Source organism: Aeromonas sp. ASNIH7 (assembly GCF_002903485.1).
GTDB classification, from domain to species: Bacteria; Pseudomonadota; Gammaproteobacteria; order Enterobacterales; family Aeromonadaceae; genus Aeromonas; species Aeromonas caviae.
The window spans coordinates 878,199-899,757 of record NZ_CP026226.1; the positions used below are offsets into that span (position 1 = coordinate 878,199).

22 protein-coding genes are annotated in these 21,559 nt (G+C 60.7%); 10 read left to right on the top strand and 12 right to left on the bottom strand.

The genetic code is table 11. The annotated features are described in order from the left end of the window. Nucleotides 1–230 precede the first annotated feature (230 nt). Nucleotides 231–2,366, bottom strand: coding sequence for a methyl-accepting chemotaxis protein (locus C2U47_RS03920; RefSeq protein ID WP_043152488.1), 2,136 nt, complete (start codon nucleotides 2,364–2,366; stop codon nucleotides 231–233). A 67-nt stretch (nucleotides 2,367–2,433) separates the two neighbouring features. Then, the gene (gene dinB, locus C2U47_RS03925; RefSeq protein ID WP_043152491.1) at nucleotides 2,434–3,486 is read right to left on the bottom strand and encodes a DNA polymerase IV; all 1,053 of its coding nucleotides are present in this window, start codon (nucleotides 3,484–3,486) and stop codon (nucleotides 2,434–2,436) included. A gap of 218 nt (nucleotides 3,487–3,704) precedes the next feature. On the opposite strand from dinB, the gene C2U47_RS03930 reads away from it, so the two are divergent. Beyond that, nucleotides 3,705–3,917 (top strand): hypothetical protein, encoded by a 213-nt coding sequence (locus tag C2U47_RS03930; RefSeq protein ID WP_039040708.1) that lies wholly within the window; start codon nucleotides 3,705–3,707, stop codon nucleotides 3,915–3,917. Nucleotides 3,918–3,998: 81 nt separating this feature from the next. Here the strand turns inward: C2U47_RS03930 and nqrM are convergent, their stop codons facing one another. The 9 genes from nqrM to C2U47_RS03975 form a co-directional block, all read right to left on the bottom strand. Next, nucleotides 3,999–4,223, bottom strand: coding sequence for a (Na+)-NQR maturation NqrM (nqrM, locus tag C2U47_RS03935; RefSeq protein ID WP_010673371.1), 225 nt, complete (start codon nucleotides 4,221–4,223; stop codon nucleotides 3,999–4,001). An 11-nt stretch (nucleotides 4,224–4,234) separates the two neighbouring features. Beyond that, nucleotides 4,235–5,272 carry an FAD:protein FMN transferase gene (locus C2U47_RS03940; RefSeq protein ID WP_029313924.1) on the bottom strand — a complete coding sequence of 346 codons (1,038 nt, stop codon included), beginning with the start codon at nucleotides 5,270–5,272 and terminating at the stop codon, nucleotides 4,235–4,237. A 3-nt stretch (nucleotides 5,273–5,275) separates the two neighbouring features. After that, nucleotides 5,276–6,499: an NADH:ubiquinone reductase (Na(+)-transporting) subunit F gene (gene nqrF / locus C2U47_RS03945; protein ID WP_010673369.1), complete on the bottom strand. Its 1,224-nt coding sequence runs from the start codon at nucleotides 6,497–6,499 to the stop codon at nucleotides 5,276–5,278. A 17-nt stretch (nucleotides 6,500–6,516) separates the two neighbouring features. Continuing rightward, the gene (gene nqrE, locus C2U47_RS03950; protein WP_005303538.1) at nucleotides 6,517–7,113 is read right to left on the bottom strand and encodes an NADH:ubiquinone reductase (Na(+)-transporting) subunit E; all 597 of its coding nucleotides are present in this window, start codon (nucleotides 7,111–7,113) and stop codon (nucleotides 6,517–6,519) included. A 3-nt stretch (nucleotides 7,114–7,116) separates the two neighbouring features. Next, nucleotides 7,117–7,749 carry an NADH:ubiquinone reductase (Na(+)-transporting) subunit D gene (locus C2U47_RS03955; RefSeq protein WP_005303545.1) on the bottom strand — a complete coding sequence of 211 codons (633 nt, stop codon included), beginning with the start codon at nucleotides 7,747–7,749 and terminating at the stop codon, nucleotides 7,117–7,119. Then, nucleotides 7,742–8,530 carry a Na(+)-translocating NADH-quinone reductase subunit C gene (locus C2U47_RS03960; protein WP_029313922.1) on the bottom strand — a complete coding sequence of 263 codons (789 nt, stop codon included), beginning with the start codon at nucleotides 8,528–8,530 and terminating at the stop codon, nucleotides 7,742–7,744. Before C2U47_RS03960 ends, C2U47_RS03955 begins: the two co-directional genes overlap by 8 nt. Further along, nucleotides 8,520–9,749, bottom strand: a complete 1,230-nt coding sequence (locus C2U47_RS03965) for an NADH:ubiquinone reductase (Na(+)-transporting) subunit B (protein WP_010673367.1) — start codon at nucleotides 9,747–9,749, stop codon at nucleotides 8,520–8,522. Before C2U47_RS03965 ends, C2U47_RS03960 begins: the two co-directional genes overlap by 11 nt. Nucleotides 9,750–9,752: 3 nt before the next feature. Beyond that, nucleotides 9,753–11,096, bottom strand: a complete 1,344-nt coding sequence (locus tag C2U47_RS03970; RefSeq protein WP_029313920.1) for a Na(+)-translocating NADH-quinone reductase subunit A — start codon at nucleotides 11,094–11,096, stop codon at nucleotides 9,753–9,755. 419 nt (nucleotides 11,097–11,515) lie between these two features. After that, nucleotides 11,516–11,824 carry a BolA family protein gene (locus tag C2U47_RS03975; protein WP_010673364.1) on the bottom strand — a complete coding sequence of 103 codons (309 nt, stop codon included), beginning with the start codon at nucleotides 11,822–11,824 and terminating at the stop codon, nucleotides 11,516–11,518. A gap of 207 nt (nucleotides 11,825–12,031) precedes the next feature. Between C2U47_RS03975 and C2U47_RS03980 the strand changes: the two genes are divergently transcribed. The 6 genes from C2U47_RS03980 (at nucleotide 12,032) to C2U47_RS04005 (ending at nucleotide 17,224) form a co-directional block, all read left to right on the top strand. After that, nucleotides 12,032–13,165, top strand: a complete 1,134-nt coding sequence (locus C2U47_RS03980) for a methyltransferase (protein WP_010673363.1) — start codon at nucleotides 12,032–12,034, stop codon at nucleotides 13,163–13,165. 24 nt (nucleotides 13,166–13,189) lie between these two features. After that, nucleotides 13,190–13,762: a YajG family lipoprotein gene (locus tag C2U47_RS03985; RefSeq protein WP_010673362.1), complete on the top strand. Its 573-nt coding sequence runs from the start codon at nucleotides 13,190–13,192 to the stop codon at nucleotides 13,760–13,762. A gap of 14 nt (nucleotides 13,763–13,776) precedes the next feature. Then, nucleotides 13,777–14,328 (top strand): peptidylprolyl isomerase, encoded by a 552-nt coding sequence (locus C2U47_RS03990; protein ID WP_010673361.1) that lies wholly within the window; start codon nucleotides 13,777–13,779, stop codon nucleotides 14,326–14,328. A gap of 114 nt (nucleotides 14,329–14,442) precedes the next feature. Then, nucleotides 14,443–14,772: a hypothetical protein gene (locus tag C2U47_RS03995; protein ID WP_010673360.1), complete on the top strand. Its 330-nt coding sequence runs from the start codon at nucleotides 14,443–14,445 to the stop codon at nucleotides 14,770–14,772. Nucleotides 14,773–14,857: 85 nt separating this feature from the next. Next, nucleotides 14,858–16,261: an AmpG family muropeptide MFS transporter gene (locus C2U47_RS04000; RefSeq protein WP_103261457.1), complete on the top strand. Its 1,404-nt coding sequence runs from the start codon at nucleotides 14,858–14,860 to the stop codon at nucleotides 16,259–16,261. A 156-nt stretch (nucleotides 16,262–16,417) separates the two neighbouring features. Continuing rightward, nucleotides 16,418–17,224 carry a nucleoside-specific channel-forming Tsx family protein gene (locus C2U47_RS04005; RefSeq protein WP_103261458.1) on the top strand — a complete coding sequence of 269 codons (807 nt, stop codon included), beginning with the start codon at nucleotides 16,418–16,420 and terminating at the stop codon, nucleotides 17,222–17,224. Nucleotides 17,225–17,326: 102 nt separating this feature from the next. On the opposite strand, the gene C2U47_RS04010 is transcribed toward C2U47_RS04005, so the two are convergent. Continuing rightward, nucleotides 17,327–17,809 (bottom strand): YajQ family cyclic di-GMP-binding protein, encoded by a 483-nt coding sequence (locus C2U47_RS04010; RefSeq protein ID WP_010673357.1) that lies wholly within the window; start codon nucleotides 17,807–17,809, stop codon nucleotides 17,327–17,329. A 358-nt stretch (nucleotides 17,810–18,167) separates the two neighbouring features. Between C2U47_RS04010 and C2U47_RS04015 the strand changes: the two genes are divergently transcribed. The 3 genes from C2U47_RS04015 (at nucleotide 18,168) to C2U47_RS04025 (ending at nucleotide 21,531) form a co-directional block, all read left to right on the top strand. Then, the gene (locus C2U47_RS04015; RefSeq protein ID WP_103261459.1) at nucleotides 18,168–19,115 is read left to right on the top strand and encodes a ketopantoate reductase family protein; all 948 of its coding nucleotides are present in this window, start codon (nucleotides 18,168–18,170) and stop codon (nucleotides 19,113–19,115) included. Between the two features lie 30 nt (nucleotides 19,116–19,145). Further along, complete coding sequence (locus C2U47_RS04020; protein ID WP_049636258.1) at nucleotides 19,146–19,721, top strand: DJ-1 family glyoxalase III; 576 nt, start codon at nucleotides 19,146–19,148, stop codon at nucleotides 19,719–19,721. Nucleotides 19,722–20,040: 319 nt separating this feature from the next. Then, on the top strand, nucleotides 20,041–21,531 hold the full coding sequence (locus C2U47_RS04025) for a SulP family inorganic anion transporter (RefSeq protein WP_010673354.1): 1,491 nt from the start codon (nucleotides 20,041–20,043) through the stop codon (nucleotides 21,529–21,531). Nucleotides 21,532–21,559 lie beyond the last annotated feature (28 nt).

A 21,559-nucleotide genomic window follows, 5' to 3' on the forward strand; every position in this document is an offset into this window, starting at 1 on the left:
GGTCGACCAGTGAATAAACATAATTCGCCACGCAATTCGTTGTCATATGGCTCACACCTTCTCTTCCATGTTGGTTTACATGTGGTTTTTGTGAGTGAGTCGACAGTGATTGTGGTGTTGTGTTTCTTCCTCTGCGGGAAGAAGGGCTAAATCAGGTCGATTTAACCCAGTCTGTCATCTGAATGTGTTTGGCGCCTCCGGTTGGATGGCGCCTTTTTTCTTATCCTCCCCTACACCCGGAACTGGCCCACCAGTTGCTGCTGCTTGTCCGCCAGTTGCGACAGCTCGCGCCCGTTGTCAGCGGAGGTCGCCGCTTCCGCCCGAATGGTATGGCTCACATCGCGAATGTTGCTGACGTTGCGATTGATCTCGTCCGCCACGCCGCTCTGCTCCTGCGCGGCCCTCGCGATCTGCTCATTCATCTGGTGGATGGTGCCGACCGCCTGGATGATCTGCTCCAGCACGCTGACCGACTGCTCCACCTTGGTGAGGGTCAGATCCGCCTGGTGATGGCCGGTCAGGATCGCTTTCACCACCGCCTCCGTCCCCGACTGCAACTGGCCGATGAGGTTCTGGATCTCGACGATGGCGTTCTGGGTTCGGCCCGCCAGGTTGCGCACCTCGTCGGCGACCACCGCAAAACCGCGCCCCTGCTCACCGGCTCGGGCCGCCTCGATGGCCGCGTTCAGGGCCAGCAGGTTGGTCTGCTCGGCGATCCCCTGGATCACCACCAGGATGTCGTTGATGTTGTCGCTGTTGGCGGAGAGGTGCTCCACCACTGGTTTGGCATCGCTTATCACCGTCATCAGTCTGGACATGGCCTCCTGGGTCTGCGCCACCACGGACTTGCCCTCCTGGGCCGCCGTGTCGGCCTCATCGGCCGCCGCCACCGCCGCATTGGCATTGCCAGCGACCTGCAGGGCGGTAGCGCTCAACTCTTCAAACGCGGTCGCCACCAGATCCACCTCCTGATACTGGGACTGCATGCCGGCGCTGGTACGGGCTGCCCCTTGCGCCGCCAGGGCCGCACTGGCCCGAGTGCCCGCAACGGTGTCGATCACCTGGCTGATGGTGGATTGCAGCTTGTCCAGAAACTTGTTGAACCACTTGGCCAGCTCGCCTATCTCGTCATCCCTGCGCAGATCGATGCGCTGGGTGAGATCCCCCTCCCCGCTGGCGATGTCCTTGAGGCGTGCCACCACGGCGCGGATGGGCGCCACGATGCGCTGGGCCATCAGCCAGATGCAGAGCAGGGCGAGCGCCGAAATCCCGCCACCTATGGTGAGCTGGGTGGCCACGCTGCGCTGGGCCTGATCCTCAAGCTCCCCTTGCAGTTGCAGGGCCGAGGCGAGCACCACGGCACGGGGCAGCTCGATATAGATGCCCCACTTGCGATCCGTACGGCGCATGCTGACCGGCACGAAGGTCTGCAACAGGGCGCCGTCCGGGCTCCAACGGGTGGCCACGTCCCCCTTGGCGAGCCAGCCGTCGAGATCCTGCGCCAACGGCGATTGCGCCAGGCGGTTGCCAAGGGCGACCGGGAACCCTTCCACGCCGGCCACCCGCCCTTCACTGCTGAGCAGAAGCACCTTGCCCTGCCCCTTGTAGAGGGTCCGGCCCATCTCTTCCACCAGGCTCTGCAGGGTCCCCAGGGAGATGTCGACCCCCACCATGCCAAGCAGGGAGCCCTGGTCCAGCAGCGGCACGGTCACCGAGGTCATCAACACCTGCTGGGTTCCCACCTCGTCCACATAGGGTTCGAGCAGACAGAGCGCCTTGCTGCGGATGCTGCAACTGTACCAGTCGTTCTCAAGGCCGCCGTGTCCGGAGGGCTTGTCGTTGGCCAGCATCGCCTCGTCCATCACCTCCAGGCTGACCTTGCCGTCGACCCTGGCCCAATAGCTGGAAAAACGCCCCTTGTCGTTGGCTCCAAGCGCCGTCGACCCCTGATAGTTGTCATCCTCCCCGTCGAGCTGGTTGGGTTCGAATACCGCATAGACACCGAGCAGGTTCGCTGACGACTCCGCAGCATCCTGCAACTGCTGGTTGACGGCATTGCGCAGCGCCTCGGAGTGAACGAAGTTGTCGGCCGCGTTCTTGCGCTGGAACAAGATGCCCTCGGCAAGCAGGGTCGCCCTGAAGTAAGCCTCATCGAGGTAGCTGGTCACCCGGGCTGCCTGGGTCGCCCCCATGGCCTGCATCCAGTTTTCTGCCGCGTGCTGCCCCTCCAGGGTGGTGGAGGTGAGCACCTGCTCCTGCATGCGGGCCGCGTTGAAAAGAGAAGAAGCCACCAGCGCGACGGCACTGGCCAGCAGACAGCAACCGGCGATCAGGGTGATCCGTCCCTGAACAGAAAGAGAACTCATGCCACTATTTCCTAACGTCTACAGATGTGAACACTGTATCGGTTTTGGATACAAAAACTTAACTAAATCAGCAGAGATCCAGGCTTAATTGATTGATTTCACCCGCTCCGGGCAAACCAACGACCAGACCGAGCAGGCGAATGGGCTTTCCTTGAGCCCGTTGCAGTCCCTCGTGCAGCAGATCGTGGAAACGGGCCGCCTGATAACTCCCCTTGCGGTAGACGGTGGTCTGGTGAAAATCGGCAAACTTCAGCTTGATCCCCTGCCCCATCAGCATCTCCGCAGGGCAGGCCTTGGCAAAACGCTGCTCCAGCTCGGGAATGAGCCGGCTGAGCACCTGCCAGCAGGTGTCCTCGTCCAGCACGTCGCTGGCGAGCGTCGTCTCTACTCCGATGCTCTTGCGCACCCGCCTGGCCTGCACCGGCTGATCGTCATGCCCCCAGATGCGGCCGGCCAGCATCTCCCCGAGCTTGCCGAAACGGGCGATCAGCTCCTCGTTGCCGAGCTGGCGGGCATCTTCGCACGAATACAGCCCGAGGGACTCCAGCCGCTCTGCCGTCTTGCGGCCGATGCCGGGCAACTTGCCAAGGGGGAGCTGGCGCACGAACTCGTCCACCTCCTGGGGGCGGATGACGAACAGGCCGTCAGGCTTGCGCTGCTCGGAGGCGAGCTTGGCCAGAAACTTGTTCGGCGCCACACCGGCCGAGGCAGTCAACCCAAGCTCGGCGCTGATGGCGGCACGGATCTCCGCCGCCATCAGGGTGGCGCTGCCACCGCAGCGGGGACTCAGGGTCACGTCGAGATAGGCTTCATCGAGGGAGAGCGGCTCCACCTGCTCGGTGTAGCGCAGGAAGATGGCGCGCAACTGGCGCGAAGTTTCTTTGTAGACGGCCATCCGCCCGGGGATCAGCACCAATGGCGGACAGAGCTTTCTGGCCAGGGCGCTCGGCATGGCGGAGCGCACCCCGAAGCGGCGCGCCACGTAGTTGCAGGTGGAGATGACCCCGCGTCGGTCGGCGGCGCCACCGATGGCGAGCGGCACCTCCCTGAGGGCCGGGTTGTCCCGCATCTCCACTGCGGCGAAGAAGCAGTCCATGTCGATGTGAATGATCTTGCGCATGGCCGTGTCTGTTGCTGTGTCGACAGCCTCCCGAACAGATCATAGGGATAGACCCTGGGCATCCGGCGAGGAGGCGTGTCGAACGACAAAAATACTGTATGGATAACCAGTTGAACGTTCCATGCTACCCCAAGCCTGTCATTTCTGCCAGTCTGCGCGCGGGCGCGGCGGCATAGACTCTCAAGGCCACATCCACACGAGACTCAAGGAGGAGAAGCATGAGCATCATCCGGGCGGGGCTCTGCCTGCTGCTGTTGCCGCTAGCGACCATGGCCAAGGATCACCCGACAGCCGAATGCAGCTGGCTGTACAAGCGCATCGAGATACTGGAAACCGCCATCAGGCAGGGAGATGAACTGGGCACCAGGGAAGAGCTGGCAAAGCGAAAGAAAGAGTTCAAGGCAAAGGCATGCAGCCAATATGACTACTGACCCCATGCCACATAAAATAACGAGCCGACCCAGGGGTCGGCTCGTTTCGTTGCAAGGCTGCCTTCAGAGCGATATCCGTCGTTAGATGATGCGGTTGTCCACCAGCATCTTGCGACGAGCCTCTTCCTTGGCCATCTTCTTCTTGCGGTTGTCGCAAGGCTCGGGGCAGTCGCACTCCTTCTCGATCCCGATGGAACCCAGGCCGCCACAGGAGCCGGAGATGGACTTGCGCTGGAAAATGTAGCCGATGGCCATGGCCACCACGACCATCAGAAACACCCCGAAGGTGATCAGAAAGATCTGCATGTAGTTACCCCTTACTTCTTGACCAGATATGGTTTGAAGGCATCCGAATAAGCCTCTTCGAACCCGTCATCCGTCTTGGTGATGGTGAAGATGGCCAGCCCCCGTTCCTTGGCATAGGCCAGGCTCTTCTCCGGCCCCATGACCATAAACACGGTCGCCAACCCGTCTGCAGTCATGCAGGAGGGGTGGATGACGGTCACCGACACCAGGCGGTGCTGGATGGGCTTGCCCGTCAGCGGATCCATGGTGTGGGAGAAGCGCTTGCCGTCCAGCTCGTAATAGTTGCGGTACTCGCCCGAGGTGGCCACCCCGTTGTCACCGGGCAGGATCACCTCCTGTACTGAACCGGCATTGACGGTCGGCTTCTCGATGGCGACACGCCAGGGATGCCCCTTGCCGTTGACACCGTTGATGCGCAGCTCGCCGCCTATCTCCACCAGATAGTTGCGCGCCCCCTGGGACTCCAGGTACTCGGCCACCTTGTCTACGCCAAACCCCTTGGCAATGGCGGAGAGATCCACGTAGAGGTCCGGGATGTCCTTTTGCAGGGTATCGGCATCGGCAGAGGTTATCACATGCAGATTGCCAAGGCCCGTCTTCTGCCGGGTCTGGGCGATCAGCTCGTCGGACGGCACCTTGGTCGGTCTGGCATCCGGCCCAAAGCCCCACAGATTGACCAGAGGACCGACGGTGACGTCCAGCGCCCCGCGGCTCTCGCGGCCAATGTGAATGGCCTCGGTCACCACCCGCGCGGTATCGCGGGAAACCACCACAGGGGTATTGCTCTTGTGCTGGTTGAAGCGTGACAGCTCGGAATCCGGGCGATAGGTCGACATCTGATCGTTGACCCGCTCCAGCAAGACGTCGACCTCGGCTTGCAGCCTGGCGGCATCCTGAACAGCGCTATCTGCCACCTTGATGGAGTAGTAGGTACCCATGGTGCTGCCGGTGATGTGGATCTCCGGCTTCGATTGGACCGTTTCCTGACCGCACCCAGTCAAGAAAAAGGCTAGCCCGAAGGCTAGCCAGGTCTTTACAACGCTGTGCATGGATTAACCACCGAAGTCATCCAGCAGGATGTTCTCGTCTTCAACACCGAGGTTTTTCAGCATGTTGATGACGGCGGCGTTCATCACGGGAGGCCCGCACATGTAGAACTCGCAATCCTCAGGCGCCTCGTGGTTCTTGAGGTAGTTCTCGAACAACACGTTGTGGATGAAGCCGGTGTAGCCATCCCAGTTGTCTTCCGGTTGCGGATCGGACAGGGCGACGTGCCACTGGAAGTTGTCGTTCTCGGCCTGCAGCATGTCGAAGTCTTCGACATAGAACATCTCGCGCTTGGAACGGGCACCGTACCAGAAGCTCATCTTGCGCTTGGTCTTCAGACGGCGCAGCTGGTCGAAGATGTGGGAGCGCATCGGCGCCATACCCGCACCACCACCAACGAACACCATTTCGGCGTCGGTGTCCTTGGCGAAGAACTCGCCGAACGGACCGGAGATGGTCACCTTGTCACCGGCCTTCAGGCTGAAGATGTAGGAAGACATCTGGCCGGGAGGGGCAGTCCAGTTGCTGGGCGGCGGAGTCGCGATCCGCACGTTCAGCATGATGATGCCGAACTCTTCCGGATAGTTCGCCATGGAGTAGGCACGGATGATCGGCTCGTTGACCTTGGACTCCAGCTCGAAGATCTTGAAGCGATCCCAGTCGCCACGATACTCCTCGGGAATATCGAAGTTCTTGTACTGCACGTGGTGGGCAGGCGCTTCGATCTGGATATAACCACCGGCGCGGAACGGCACGCTCTCGCCATCCGGGATCTGCAGCTTGAGCTCCTTGATGAAGGTGGCCTTGTTGTCATTGGAGATGACGGTACAGTCCCACTTCTTCACGCCGAAGATCTCTTCCGGCAGCTCGATGTCCATGTCGGAACGCACGGTGACCTGGCAGGCCAGACGCTCCCCATGACGGGCTTCGCCCTTGCTGATGTGATCCAGCTCGGTCGGCAGGATGTCGCCGCCGCCGGATTTCACACGCACCTTGCACTGACCACAGGAGCCGCCGCCGCCACAGGCGGAGGAGACGAAGATACCGCTGCCGGCGAGCACGCCAAGCAGCTTGCCACCCGCCGGGCTGGTCACAGCCTTGGCCGGGTCGCCGTTGATGCTGATTGTCACGTCACCGGCGGTCACCAGCTTGGACTTGGCGAACAGAATGACTGCCACCAAGGCCAGCAGGATCACGGTGAACATGACCACACCCAGAATAATTTCCATCTATATTTCCTTTCCGATTACAGGGAAATACCAGAGAAGGACATGAAGCCCAGCGCCATCAGACCCGCGGTGATGAAGGTGATGCCAAGGCCACGCAGGCCTTCGGGAACATCGGAATATTTCATCTTCTCGCGGATCCCTGCCATCGCGACGATAGCCAGCATCCAGCCTGCACCCGAACCCACGCCATAGACCACGGACTCAACGAAGTTGTAGTCACGCTGCACCATGAAGGAGACGCCGCCGAAGATGGCGCAGTTCACGGTGATGAGCGGCAGGAAGATACCGAGGGCGTTGTAGAGGGCCGGGAAGTACTTGTCCAGCGCCATCTCCAGGATCTGCACCAGGGCCGCGATCACCCCGATGAAGGTGATGAAGCTCAGGAAACTCAGATCCAGACCGGATACCAGGGCACCGTCTTTGAGCACGTAGTTGTAGATCAGGTTGTTGGCCGGGACGGCAACGGTCTGAACCACGATAACGGCAATCCCCAGGCCCATGGCGGTCTTGACCTTCTTGGACACCGCCAGGAAGGTACACATCCCCAGGAAGAAGGAGAGCGCCAGGTTCTCGATGAAGATCGAGCGAATCAACAGACTGATATAGTGTTCCATACCTTAATCCTTCGCCTCCACCTGCTTGGGATCCTTGGTGCGCACGCCCCAGATGATCAGACCAATGATGAAGAACGCACTCGGCGGCAGCAGCAGCAGGCCGTTGGGCACATACCAGCCACCATTGTTCACCAGCGGCAGCAGCTCGATGCCGAACCAGGTGCCGGAACCCAGGATCTCGCGCACGGTGGCCACGGTCAGCAGCACGGCGCCATAACCCAGACCGTTGCCGATACCGTCCAGGAAGGAGGGCAGCGGGGCACTCTTCATGGCGTAGGCTTCGGCACGACCCATCACGATACAGTTGGTGATGATGAGGCCGACGAACACCGACAGTTGCTTGGAGATGTCATAGGCATAGGCCTTGAGCACCTGGTCAACCACGATAACCAGCGAGGCAATCACCGCCATCTGGGCGATGATCCGCACGCTGTTCGGGATCTGGTTGCGGATCAGGGAGATGAACAGGTTGGAGAAGGCGGTGACCGCGGTAACGGCCAGCGTCATCACGAACGCCGTCTTCATCTGGCTGGTAACGGCCAGCGCGGAACAGACACCCAGCACCTGCAGTGCGATGGGGTTGTTGCCGAGCACAGGCGTCAACAGCAACTTTTTCATTTCGCTCTTGTCAGCCATTGTTGATTTCTCCTGCACGTACCTTGGCCAGGAAGGGACCGAAGCCCTTGGGGCCCATCCAGAAGTCGAAGGTGTGCTGTACACCATTACCGGTCAGGGTTGCACCAGACAGGCCGTCGATTTCATGCTCGGAACCAGCCGGAGCATGGCCCTTGATCACCCGCAGCGCAGGCTGGCCGTTCTGGTCGAACAGCTTCTTGCCGACGAACAGCTCGCGCCAGGCCGGATTCTCGATCTCGCCACCCAGACCCGGGGTTTCACCGTGGTCATAGTAGGTGATGCCCTTGATGGTCTGGCCATCGGCCGCGACTGCTACGAAGGCGTACATGGTGGACCACAGACCCTGGCCGTAGATCGGCAGGATGATGTTGTCGACCTTGCCTTCGGCATCTTTCGCGAAGAACACGGGAACCAGCTTGGAGATTTGACGCAGGCCGGCCTTGTCGTCGGCCGGGGCCAGACGGATGCTCTTGGCCGGATCCTTGGCGGCAACCTTGGTGTCGAAGTTGTCGGCGTCGCCGTCAACGAACTCACCGCTGGTCAGATCCACCAGACGCGCTTCAATCTTGTCGCCATAGAGCTGGGCCAGGTCACGCTTGGCCACGGCGCTGATGTCGACGCCGGCGACGGACAGGATGTTGCTTTGCTTGTCCAGCGCCTTGTTTTCCAGCTGGGCCGGACGCAGACCCACGGCGGCCACGGAGACCACGATGGAGCAGACCAGACACAGACCGGTCACTACGGCGAGAGTGCCGGTAGTAGAGTCTTTATTAAACGCCACGTGCGATCCTCCGCTTGATGTTCGCCTGTGCCACGAAATGGTCAAACAAGGGGGCAAACAGGTTGGCGAACAGAATGGCCAGCATCATGCCTTCCGGGAATGCAGGGTTCACTACCCGGATCAGCACCACCATCACGCCGATCAGGGCGCCATACCACCACTTTCCCTTGTTGGTGAAGGCAGCGGAAACGGGGTCGGTCGCCATGAAGGCCATGCCGAACGCGAAACCACCCAGCACCAGGTGCCAGTGCCACGGCATGCTGAACATGGGGTTGGTATCGGAGCCGATGACGTTGAACAGCAGGGAGGTCGCGACCATGCCGACCATGACGCCGGCGATGATGCGCCAGGAGGCGATGCGCATGTAGACGATCATGGCTGCGCCGATGAGGATCATCAGGGTGGAAACTTCACCGATGGAACCGGGCAGGTTGCCAAGGAAGGCATCCATCCAGCTGATGGCTTCACCGGTGGCACCGTTGATCAGCGCCATCTGGCCGCCCTGGGCCCACTGGCTCAGTGCGGTTGCGCCGGAGAAGCCGTCAACGGCAACCCAGACCGCATCACCGGAGATTTGACCCGGGTAGGCGAAGAACAGGAAGGCACGACCCGCCAGCGCCGGGTTCAGGAAGTTTTTGCCGGTACCACCGAACACTTCCTTGGCCAGCACCACACCGAAGGTGATACCCAGGGCAGCTTGCCACAGGGGCAGCTCGGGCGGCACGATCAGGGCGAACAGGATGGAGGTCACGAAGAAGCCTTCGTTGATCTCGTGCTTGCGCACCATGGCGAACAACACTTCCCAGAAACCACCGACGATGAAGACGGTGATGTAGATCGGGAAGAAGTGCGCCGCACCGATCAGCATCTTGCTGCCGATGCCGGCGACGGCCGGATCCAGCGAGGCACCGAACAGGGTGGCCAGGGCGTATTGCCAGGAATCGGCACCGGCCGCGCTGCCCATGTGGGCGATGGCGGCGATGGACTGGTTGCCGACGTTGTACATGCCCCAGAACATGGCCGGGAACACGGCCAGCCACACCATGATCATCATGCGCTTCAGATCGATCGCATCACGGACGTGGGCGGCATTGCGGGTCACGGAACCCGGGGTATAAAACAGGGTGTACGCCGCTTCGAACAGGGCATAGTACTTGGCGTACTTGCCACCCGGCTCGAAGTGATGTTCCATATTTTCAAGAAGTTGCTTGAAACTCATCGCTTAACCTTCCAGTTCGATCTTGGTCAGGCACTCACGCAAGACGGGGCCGTACTCTGTCTTGCCGGGGCAGACGAAGGTACAGAGCGCCAAATCTTCCTCATCCAGCTCCAGGCAGCCGAGCGCCTGCGCGCTGTCGGTGTCACCGGAGATCAGATCCCGCAGCAGCAGGGTCGGCAGGATGTCGAGCGGCATCACACGCTCATAGTTGCCGATAGGCACCATGGAGCGATCACTACCGTTGGTGGTGGTAGTGAAGTTGATGAGTTTGCCCTTCATCAGGTGAGAGAGGGTGGTACGGGTGATGGAGAACTTGTTGGCACTGGGTTTGACCCAGCCCATGAACTCTTTCTCACGGCCTTCGCCCAGCACGCTCACCTGGTTGTGGAAGCGACCCAGGTAGTCATGGACCCCTTCGGCCTTGGCACCGCTCAGCAGGGAACCGGAGATGATGCGGTTTTCGTCCGCACGCAGCTCGTTGTTGGTCAGCTGGCTGAGGCTGGCACCCAGACGGGTACGCAGCAGACGCGGCTTGATGACGTTCGGGCCAGCCAGGGAGATCACCTTGTCGGTGAAGATCTGGCCGGTGGTGAACAGCTTGCCGTAAGCGATCACGTCCTGATAATTGATGTGCCACTGCACCTTGTTGGCACCGACCGGATCCAGGAAGTGGATGTGGGTGCCCGGCAGACCGGCGGGATGCGGACCGACGAACACGGCTTCCTTGACCTGGGCCAAGGAGGAGTGCGGCAGGCTGGCTTCGCCCTTGCAGACGTGGACGGTACCATCGGTCAGGCGGGTCAGCACGGCCAGACCGTCGAGGAAGGCCTGGGCCTGTTCCTTGATGATCAGCTCCGCACTGGCAGCCAGCGGATTGGTGTCCATGGCGGTGACGAAGATGGCGCGCGGGGTGGAACCCACGGCCGGCACCTTGCTGAACGGGCGGGTACGCAGCGCGGTCCATTGGCCTGATGCGACCAGGATCTCCTGCACCTTGCTACGCTCGAGCTGTGCCAGCTCGGCGGAGGCAAAATGCTCAAAGGTCACCTGCTCGTCGGACCCATCGATGTCGATGACGACGGACTGGAGAACACGCTTGGCACCACGGTTGATCTCAGAAACCACACCGGTGGCAGGGGCCGTGAATTTAACGCCGGGATTCTTCTTATCTTCGAAGAGCTCCTGACCTTTAATGACGCGATCACCTACTTTGACAAACATAGTAGGACGCATCCCCACGAACTCTTCGCCGAGTGTAGCAACACGGGTGATGGCCGGGCCATCGTAGATTACTTGCTCCGGAGCACCCAGCACGGGGATGTCCAGTCCTCTTTTAATTGTAATCATACTCACTTGCACTACCGTTAAGGGAAGACAGGTTGGTTAGCGCCGAGAAATACATCACGACGAGTTGTTGAATGAGCCCGTCAACATCGCGGAAAGCTGTCGAAGAAATAAACAAATCAGCAACATACAGGATCATTCAAAAGCGCCTGAGTTTACCACCTTAGGCGAGTTAGCCGCCACGCCAAATGGGGAAAATCCCCGCCCTATCACAAAATTAACCTTCACTGAATATTTCGCGCACGTCCTTGCAAACCGTGGTTTTAAAGGACTTTTCGCAAAACTAACCATATAGAGGTATTTTTCAGGCGCAAGGAAAAGGATTAGAAAAAATAATGCTACCCCCCTCATCCCTGGCTGCACACCATTCGTGATAGCGCTGTTAATGGCCCGAGGAAGGCGCCATCAGGAGGTTCAACGGCTCACGCAAAGGGGGATTTGCTGACGCAACCCGGCGTCTTTGGCGCCTGCTCCCGGGCCTGCCACTCGGATTCGGTATAGGTATGCAGCGCCAATGCATGAATGGCTCCCGCCAGCTCGTCGGCCAGCACCCCGTTCACCTGACGATGGCGACCCAGCAAACGCTGTCCCTCAAACGCCTGGCTCACCACGACTACCTTGAAGTGGCTTTCGGAGCCCGGTGCCACCCTGTGCATGTAGCTTTCATTGATCACTTCCAGGTGGCTCGGGGAGAGCGCGGCGGCCAGCTTGGCCTCTATCTGTTGTTGCATGCTCACGGTAAGGACTCCTCGTTGAATATCCGGCCATTGTAGCCAGGGTTGTGCGCCCGATGCATCAGGTACGAAGGATCCGCTCGCTCTCGCCGCACCGGACTGGTGAATTTCTCCGCCGCCGCTAGAATAGCGCCACTTTCACCGCTGCCGGGCAACACGGGGCAGACGGTCGCCATTCATCAATCACACGTTGGACTCTTGCCTATGCAAACCCTGCTCGACACGGCCCACTGCCGCCTGACCCTGTATCGTTACCCACGGCAGAGCCAGGATCCCCTGCAGGCCTGGGATGCGGCGGACGAGTACCTGATAAGCCACCTTGCCGAATCGCAGCAGGCACCTGACGGCCCCGTCATCATCATGAACGACGGCTTCGGCGCCCTGGCAGGCTACCTGCATGCCCACGCCCCCGTCTGCGTGACCGACTCCCACATCAGCGAGCGGGCCACCCTGGCCAATCTGGCGGAAAACGGGCTGGATCCCCACGCCATCACCCTGCAGGATGCCCTGGCCCCCCTGCCCGATGCCCCCGCCCTGGTGGTGATCAAGGTCTCCAAGTATCAGGCGCTGCTGGAGCAGCAACTGCTTGCCCTGCGCGGGGTCGTCACCCCCGCGACCCGCATCATTGCTGCCGGCAAGGCCAAGGACATCCACACCTCCACCCTCAAGCTGTTCGAGAAGTATCTGGGGGAGACCCGCACCTCACTCGCCTGGAAGAAGGCACGCCTCATTCATTGCACCCCGGCCGCCGAGCGCCCGTCCCTGACCAGTCCCTTCCCGACCGTCTGGCCGCTGGAAGGCACCGACATGCTCATCCACAACCATGCCAACGTGTTCTCGCGCACCAGCCTGGATATCGGCGCCCGCTTCATGCTGGACAACCTGCCCATCCACAGTGCCCGCAGAGTGATCGATCTGGGATGTGGCAACGGCGTGCTCGGGCTCTCCCTGCTCGCGCGCGACAGCGAGGTGGAGGTGACCTTCATCGACGAATCCCGGATGGCGGTAGCGTCCGCACGGCTCAACGTCGAGCACAACCTGCCCGATGCCCTGCCCCGTGCCCACTTCATGGTCAACAACTGTCTCGATGACGTTCCCGTCGGGGCAGCGGACAGGATCCTCTGCAATCCCCCCTTCCATCAGTTGCAGGCAATCACCGATCACATCGCCTGGCAGATGTTCAGCGATGCCCACCGGGTGTTGCCTCAGGGGGGCGAACTCTGGATAGTAGGCAACCGTCATCTGGACTATCACAACAAACTCAAGCGCCTGTTTGGCAACGCACAAGTCGTTGCGTCGAACAGCAAATTCGTTATTTTGAAAGCCATCAAACGCTAAAGATAAAGCTAAAGGAAACCCATGATGAAAAAGTCACTCTTGCTGCTGGCCGCTCTGGTATTGGGCGGTTGTGCTACTCACTGGCCCGAGAGCGCCCTGCTCAACCCGCAAGTCATCCCCTCCAACCAGCAGTACTACTCCGGCAACCGCATCACCATGGAAGGGGTGGACAAGCGTGAAGCCGCCTATGTCTTCTCCATCAAGAAGAAAGAGAAGGCTCCTGTGCTGGTGAACAGCAGTCAGCCTCTCAACAGCCTGCTGGCTGAAAAACTGGCGGAAGGGCTGCGCAGCCAGGGCCTGGAAGTGGGCAACAGCGGCACCACCAACCTGACGCTGGCCATCTCCACTGCCGCCGTCACCGTGGAAGAGAAGACCTTCACCTATGTCACCAAGTCCCGCGTCAGCCTGCAGGTGATTGCCGACTTCCAGGGCAGCAAGCTGACCAAGCAGTTCAACATGTCCTCCAGCAAAGAGAGCCCGGGCGAGCCGAGCATGGCCGATCTGGAATCCACCCTGAACCAGCAACTGGGCAGCGTGCTGCAGCAGATCATGGCCGACGAGGCGCTGCGCGGTTATCTCAAGGGTCAGCCGAGCTGAGCGAGGACATATAAATGAAGAAACTCTGGTTACTGGTCACCCTGATCGCCCCCCTGGCTTTTGCCGGTCAAAAAGTCCAGATGGAGACCAACCATGGCACCATCGTCGTGGAGCTGGCCCCCAAACAGGCGCCCCAGACCGTGAAGAACTTCCTGCGCTACGTGGCAGACGGCAGCTATGACGGCAGCCTGTTCCACCGGGTGATCCAGAACTTCGTGGTGCAGGGTGGGGGCTACAACCAGCAGTTCCAGCCCCTGCCGACCTTCGATCCCGTGGTCAACGAGTCCAGAGGCGGCCTGCCCAACAAGCGCGGCACCATCGCCATGGCCCGCACCCAGGCGGTCGACAGCGCCACTCGCCAGTTCTATTTCAATCTGGTGGACAACGACAACCTCAACGCCAATGCCGGCGCCGGTTACACCGTGTTCGGCCAGGTCGTGAAGGGGATGGAGGTGCTGGACAAACTGGCCCAGGTCCAGACCGGCTACAGCTCCATCCTGCGTGCCAACGACGTCCCCACCAGCCCCATCATCCTGAAGAAAGTGGTGCTGCTCGCGGACAAATAACGCGGCCCGGATCACATTCCACCGCGTCCCTGAACGGGTCACCGGTCTCTTTTTCTATACTCTGCTCCCCGATGTGTGCCACGCATCGGGGAGCAGAACCAGAAGGAGGAGCCGGTGACCTGTCATGATTACATAACCCAACACGCCGACCCGCTGGCACAGGCGGTTCGCCATTTTCTGGCACGCAAGATTCCCTATCAGCAGCTGGAAGACTTGAGCTGGCAGCTCCTCTCCCACTGGCAGGCGCTCTGCGTGATCCCCATGGACAAAACCCCCGCCAACGCACAGGAAGGAGTGTTCTGGCATCTGCTTCACAGCCTGCACCTGTGGGATGAGCAGCGCCTCCTCTGTGATGACGCGCTGCGCCTGCAACTCATGGCCTGCGCCAATTTTCTCGCCGACGAGGGCCCCTGCCCGCACCACTGCATCGGCTCGCGCCCCTGAAACCTGCCGCCCGCCACTCGGCTTGCCTTGGCTACGCCTACCGAACCTGACAAAATGACCCCCTTTTCCCAGAGGAGTCAGGCTGTTGAACAATCTCCGCCCGCCCAGTCACACACCGGGCCGCGCCACCCGCTGGCGAGATGCCCTCGCCGTCTATCTGGAAGCGCGGGTACTCATCCTGTTCGCCATGGGATTCTCCTCCGGCCTGCCCTTGCTGCTGGTCTTTGGCACCCTCTCGTTCTGGCTGCGCGAGGCGGATGTCAGCCTGACCGACATCGGCTACATGAGCTGGGTAGCGCTGGCCTACGGTTTCAAGTGGCTGTGGTCGCCCCTGGTGGATCGGCTGCCCCTGCCCCTGCTGTCACGGCTGCTTGGGCGACGACGCAGCTGGATGCTGTTCTCCCAGGTGCTGATCGCCCTCTCCCTGGTGGGGATGGCCTATTGCGATCCCAAGACCCAGCTCGCCCAGCTGGCCCTCTTCGCTCTGCTGGTGGCCCTCTCCTCTGCCACCCAGGACATCGTCATCGACGCCTATCGCATCGAATCCGCTCCCGAGCGGCTGCAGGCGGCCATGGCCGCTTCCTATATGACGGGGTATCGACTCGCCATGATCATGGCGGGAGCGGGGGCGCTGGCGCTGGCGGCCTGGCTCGGCAGCAACAACGGCTATGACTATCGCGGCTGGCAGCTCACCTATCTGCTGATGGGAGGGCTGATGTCTCTTGGCATCCTCACCACCCTGATGAGTCACGAACCGCAGATCGATCTCAAGAGTCAGGACGAGCAGCAGATGGCGCGCAAGGCCACCCTGCTGGCACGGGGTTGGTCACCCACGCTGGCCGGGCTGGGGGCCTGGACCTACGAGGCCATCTGGTGTCCCTTCGCCGACTTCTTCCGCCGCTACGGCTCCTCGGCCCTGCTGATCCTGGGGCTTATCGCCTGCTATCGCATCTCGGACGTGGTGATGGGGGTGATGTCCAACAGCTTCTATGTGGATCTGCAGTTCAGCAAGACGGAAGTGGCCACCATCACCAAGGTCTATGGCGTCATCATGACGCTGGTGGGGGCCGCGCTCGGGGGCGTGCTGGTGATGCGCTTTGGCACCCTGCGCATCCTGTTCCTCGGCGCCGTGCTGACCGCCAGCACCAACCTGCTGTTCGCTCTCCTCAACGAAGTGGGCCACAACCTGGAGCTGCTGACTCTGATCATCTCGCTGGACAACCTCAGCGCCGGCATCGCCACGGCTGCGTTTGTGACCTATCTATCGAGTCTCACCAACGTCGCCTTCTCCGCCACCCAGTACGCGTTGTTCAGCTCCATCATGCTGTTGCTGCCCAAGTTGCTGGCGGGGTTTTCCGGTCAGGTGGTCGAGCTTGTCGGCTACAGCCGCTTCTTCATCGGCACCAGCCTGCTCGGCGTACCGGTGATGATTTTGATCATCATTGTCGCCAAACGAAACAGTGGTTTGTCACCACAAACGAGCAAATAGCAAGCGTTTGCTAATTTTCGGGGGTGATTAGATTCACAAATCCTGACAAAGTTCCCTGGTGCTTGTTTATCCGTTGAATTTATTTGGCTAGAATCCCTCCCGCTCCTTGTGGGCAGGCTACGGAAAACCTCAACTAACGCACAAGAGACCAATAAAATGGCCAAATTTACCAAGACTCTGATCGCTGCCGGTCTGCTGGCTGCCTCCGCCACTCCGGCCTTTGCTGCCGACTACAGCGGCGACATCCACAAGAACGATTATAAGTGGATGCAGTTCAACGTGATGCACACCATCGACCAGAAACCTCATGGTCCGGATGGTTACAACGATACCTACTTCGAAATGGAGTTTGGAGGTCGATCCGGTATTTTTGACCTGTACGGTTACGTTGATTACTTCGATATATTCGACTCACGTCACAGCGACAAGCACAAGCAAGAAAACCTCTTCATGAAGTTTGCTCCGCGCATGTCCTTGGATGCCCTGACCGGTCAGGATCTCTCCTTTGGTCCGGTACAGGAAGTTTATGTTGCCAGCTTGTTTAACATCGGTGGTGTACAGGGGCTGAATGATGCCTTTGTTGGTATCGGTGCTGACGTGATGGTTCCGTGGTTTGGTAAAGTGGGCATGAACCTTTACAAGCGCCATGCTAACGAAACCTTCTCTGGTGAAGGCGAAGGCTGGAGTGGCCAACAGTTCTCCATGAACTGGTTCAAGCCGTTCTACACCTTCTCCAACGGCAGCTTCATCTCTTACCAAGGCTATCTGGATTACACCTGGGGCATGAAAGATACCAGCCACTCCGATGGTCTGGCGACTTTCCACGGTATCTACTGGCACTCTGACCGCTATGCCGTCGGTTACGGTCTGAAATACTTCAACGAGATTTACGGTATCGATAACTCCGATGCCTTCAAGTCTACTGGTTTCGGCCACTACTTCTCCGTGACCTACAAGTTCTAATCGAACCTGTCGTCGACGGACACAAAAAACCGGAGCCATGGCTCCGGTTTTTTTATGGCCTGATGCAGGAACAAGGGGAGAGACTCGCCCTCCCCGCCCGGATCAGTCGCGGAAGTTCTGGAACTGCATCGGCTGGCCCAGTTCGGCGCCACGCACCAGAGCCATGGTCTCCTGCAGATCGTCGCGCTTCTTGCCGGTAACCCGCACCTCGTCGCCCTGGATGGCGGCCTGCACCTTGATCTTGGAATCCTTGATCAGCTTCACCAGCTTCTTGGCGACTTCCTTGTCGATCCCCTGCTTGAACTTCACGGTCAGGTGGAAACGCTTGCCGGAGTGAACGCTGTCACCCACGTCCATGGAACTGTTCTCGATCTGGCGCTTGAGCAGGGCGCCGCGCAGGATCTCGACCATCTGCTTGAGCTGGAAATCGGCGTCGGCTTCCAGCTTTACTTCTTCCTTGTTCAATTCGAAGCTGGCTTCCACACCACGAAAATCGAAACGGGTCGCCAGTTCACGGTTGGCGTTATCAACGGCGTTCAACACCTCGTTCATTTTGACTTCAGAGACAATATCGAATGACGGCATAGCCGGGCTCCTCATGCTGTACTTCAGGTTGTGCTGACAGGTGGGCAAATCTACCAGAAAACGGGCAAATTTGCTGATTTCGATGGGATTGCTCTGCTAGAATCCCCTGCGCACAGGAATGGTGAGACCCGTTAGAACCCGTCCAGGAGCGGTCGCGAGAGGTCCGACACTCGGTGAAGTGCAGCCCAGGAACCCGTATGGTCATGCATACATGAGGCTCCCTGGCTGCGCATGAGCCTTGAGCACGACCCGACAGCCAGCTCATGCACCGGTTCCAGGTATTCACCAAGCGACATCTTCCCTTATCCCGGGTTGGCGGTTGACAGGATGGCAGCCCTTCCCATGATCGAGCCTCTTCATGCCAAGCGGATTACGCGACAACAACCTGAAAACACGCCGTCACCCTGCCTCTCCCGAGTGGACCTTGCTGGGCTGCGGCGCCCTGGGCGGCGTCTTCGCCTCCCTGTTGACCCAAAGCGGCCAAGCAACCCGCCTCCTGCTGCGCGAGCGCCATCGTGCCACCTTGCACCCCGGCGTCGACTTTACCTCCCTTGAGGGGCATACCCAGCTCCTGGCCATCGAACGCGCCTTCATCGACAAGCCGGGCAGCATCAAACGCCTGCTGGTCATGACCAAGGCGGGGCAGGTGATATCGGCCCTCACTCCCCTGGTCGGGCAACTGGCGGCAGGGGTGCCCATCGTGCTGCTGCACAACGGCATGGGGATCGCCGATCAGGTGGTCGCACTCTTCCCAGACAACCCCGTGATCGCCGGCGTCACCAGCCATGGCGCCATGCAGAGCGGCCACTTCGTGTTCCGCCACACCGGCAAGGGGGAGACCTGGCTGGGCCCTGTCAACGAAGCGGCCCGTGCCCATGCCCACCTCGCCGACGAGCTGGCCAGCGCCCTGGGTCAGGCCGGCTGGGATGAGCAGATCCTGACACGCCAGTGGCAGAAACTCGCCGTCAACTGCGCCATCAATCCCCTCACCGCGCTCTACAAGCTCAAGAACGGCGAATTGGCCGGTCCGCGTTTTGCCGATGCCCTGCAGCAAATCTGCGTGGAAGTGGCTGACGTCATGCGGGCCGAAGGTCAGCCTACCGGCAGCGAAGAGCTGCTACGCCGCGTCATGATGGTGGTGGAGCTCACCGCCGACAATTACTCTTCCATGTATCAGGACATGGAACAGGGCCGCGAGACCGAGATCGAGGCCATCACCGGCTTCCTGCTGAACAAGGCCGTCCTTCACGGTATCGCGGTGCCGGTCAATCAGGGCCTCTATCAGGCCGTCAAAGAGAAGCGCTGAGCAGAGCAGCTGGCAAGCAAGGAGTGCAGGATGAGCGTACTGGTACTGGTGGCCCCTGGGTCGGAAGAAATAGAGACGGTTGCCATCGTCGATACCTTGGTTCGGGGTGGCATCGATGTGGTGCTGGCCTCCTGCTGCCCCACTGGAGCGCGCCAGATCCGAGCCTCTCGCGGGGTGCAACTGGTGGCGGATTGCCATCTCGACGAGCTGACTACCCGTGACTTCGATGCCATGGTCGTACCGGGCGGTCTGCCCGGCAGCGAAGTGATCCGCGACACCCCCCTCGCCATCGACCTGCTACGGGAGCAGGCAGGCCTCGGCCGCTGGCGCGCCGCCATCTGTGCCGCACCCGCCGTGGTACTGCACCATCACGGCTTGCTGGGGGATGCGAGCACCACCTGCCACCCGGGCTTTCAGGCCCGTCTGCCCGCGACACAATTGAGCACGGCGCGGGTCGTGACCGATGAAGCCCATCGCCTGATCACCAGCCAGGGCCCGGGTACCGCCATCGAGTTCGCTCTCGAGATAATACGGGTACTGCGAGGTGACGAGGCCGCCCGTACGGTGGCCGGTCCCATGGTGTTGCCCCCCTCGCTATCGCCATAACCACATCGGGCACTCCGATGAAAGCGACAGAGCCCCCTTGTTTGGTCTATGTTGGCTGCTCTTGTGCTAGATAAAACAATCCGGGCTTCCCCGGCCTGGCACCGACTGTTAACATGCGCCCCTTATGCCTGTTATGTGCTCTGGGGTGGCCGTCACGCCGCCCTGACCCTGCCCTGTGCGGCCTCTGCCGCCTGACTCCGGTTATGCCGACCGGCCGGTTTACCCGACCATCAACAGCCAGTCCAACCCTGTGATCCCCGCCATTCCCCCTGATTTGCGGGCCTGTGGCCATGGATCCTCAACGAGCGAGAAAATCCCCATGCTGGAACGTGCAAGACAAGAGTGGTTCTCCAACATACGGGGCGATCTGCTGTCGGGCATCGTCGTCGCCCTGGCGCTGATCCCGGAGGCCATCGCCTTCTCCATCATTGCGGGCGTCGACCCCAAGGTCGGCCTCTATGCCTCCTTCTGCATCGCCGTGGTCATCGCCTTCGTCGGCGGTCGTCCCGGCATGATTTCCGCCGCCACCGGCGCCATGGCGCTCCTGATGGTGACCCTGGTCAAGGAACATGGCCTGCAGTATCTGCTGGCGGCCACCCTGCTCACCGGCCTCTTCCAGATAGCGGCGGGCTACCTCAGGCTCGGCAGCCTGATGCGATTCGTCTCCCGCTCCGTGGTGACCGGCTTCGTCAACGCCCTGGCCATCCTTATCTTCATGGCCCAGCTGCCCGAGCTCACCAACGTCACCTGGCAGGTCTACGCCATGACCGCAGCCGGGCTTGGCATCATCTATCTGTTCCCGCTCGTTCCCGTGGTGGGCAAACTGCTCCCCTCCCCCCTGCTGTGCATCGTCATCCTGACGGCGGTGGCCATCACCCTGGGCATCGACATCCGTACCGTGGGCGACATGGGCGAGCTGCCCGATACCCTGCCGGTCTTCCTCTGGCCCGACGTTCCCCTCAATCTGGAGACCCTGGCCATCATCTTCCCCTATTCAGCGGGGCTGGCGGTGGTGGGACTGCTCGAGTCCATGATGACGGCAGCCATCGTCGACGAGATGACCGACACCCCAAGCGATCGCAACCGCGAGTGCAAGGGTCAGGGGATCGCCAACATCGGCGCCGGTCTGCTGGGAGGCATGGCGGGGTGCGCCATGATTGGCCAGTCCGTCATCAACATCAAATCCGGTGGCCGCGGCCGCCTCTCCACCTTCGTGGCGGGGACCCTGCTCATCCTGATGGTGGTCTTCATGGATGAGTGGATCCGTCAGATCCCCATGGCAGCCCTGGTGGCCGTGATGATCATGGTCTCCATCGGCACGTTTTCCTGGGAGTCGGTACGCAACCTGAAGAGCCACCCCCTCTCCACCAACCTGGTGATGGTGACCACCGTCGCCGTGGTGGTCGCGACCCACAACCTGGCACTCGGGGTCTTCGTGGGGGTGCTGCTCGCCTCCCTCTTCTTCGCCCACAAGGTTGCCCGCGTCATGGTGGTCAAGAGCGACAGCGAGCGCAGCGGCGCCGTGCGTACCTATCTGGTGCGGGGCCAGGTCTTCTTTGCCAGCGCCGAGCAGTTCCTGGCCGGTTTCGATTTCAGGGAGGAAGTGGAGAAGGTGGTCATCGACCTGACGCACGCCCACTTCTGGGACATCACCGCCATCACGGCCCTCGACAAGGTGGTCATCAAGTTCCGCCGTGAGGGGAAAGAGGTGGCGGTCATCGGCCTGAACGACGCCAGTGCCACCCTGGTCGATCGCTTTGCCATCCACGACAAACGCCAGGAGGGAGAGCCCCTGCTGGCCGAGCATTGATCCCGGCGCGCCCCAAGAGGGCGCTGCC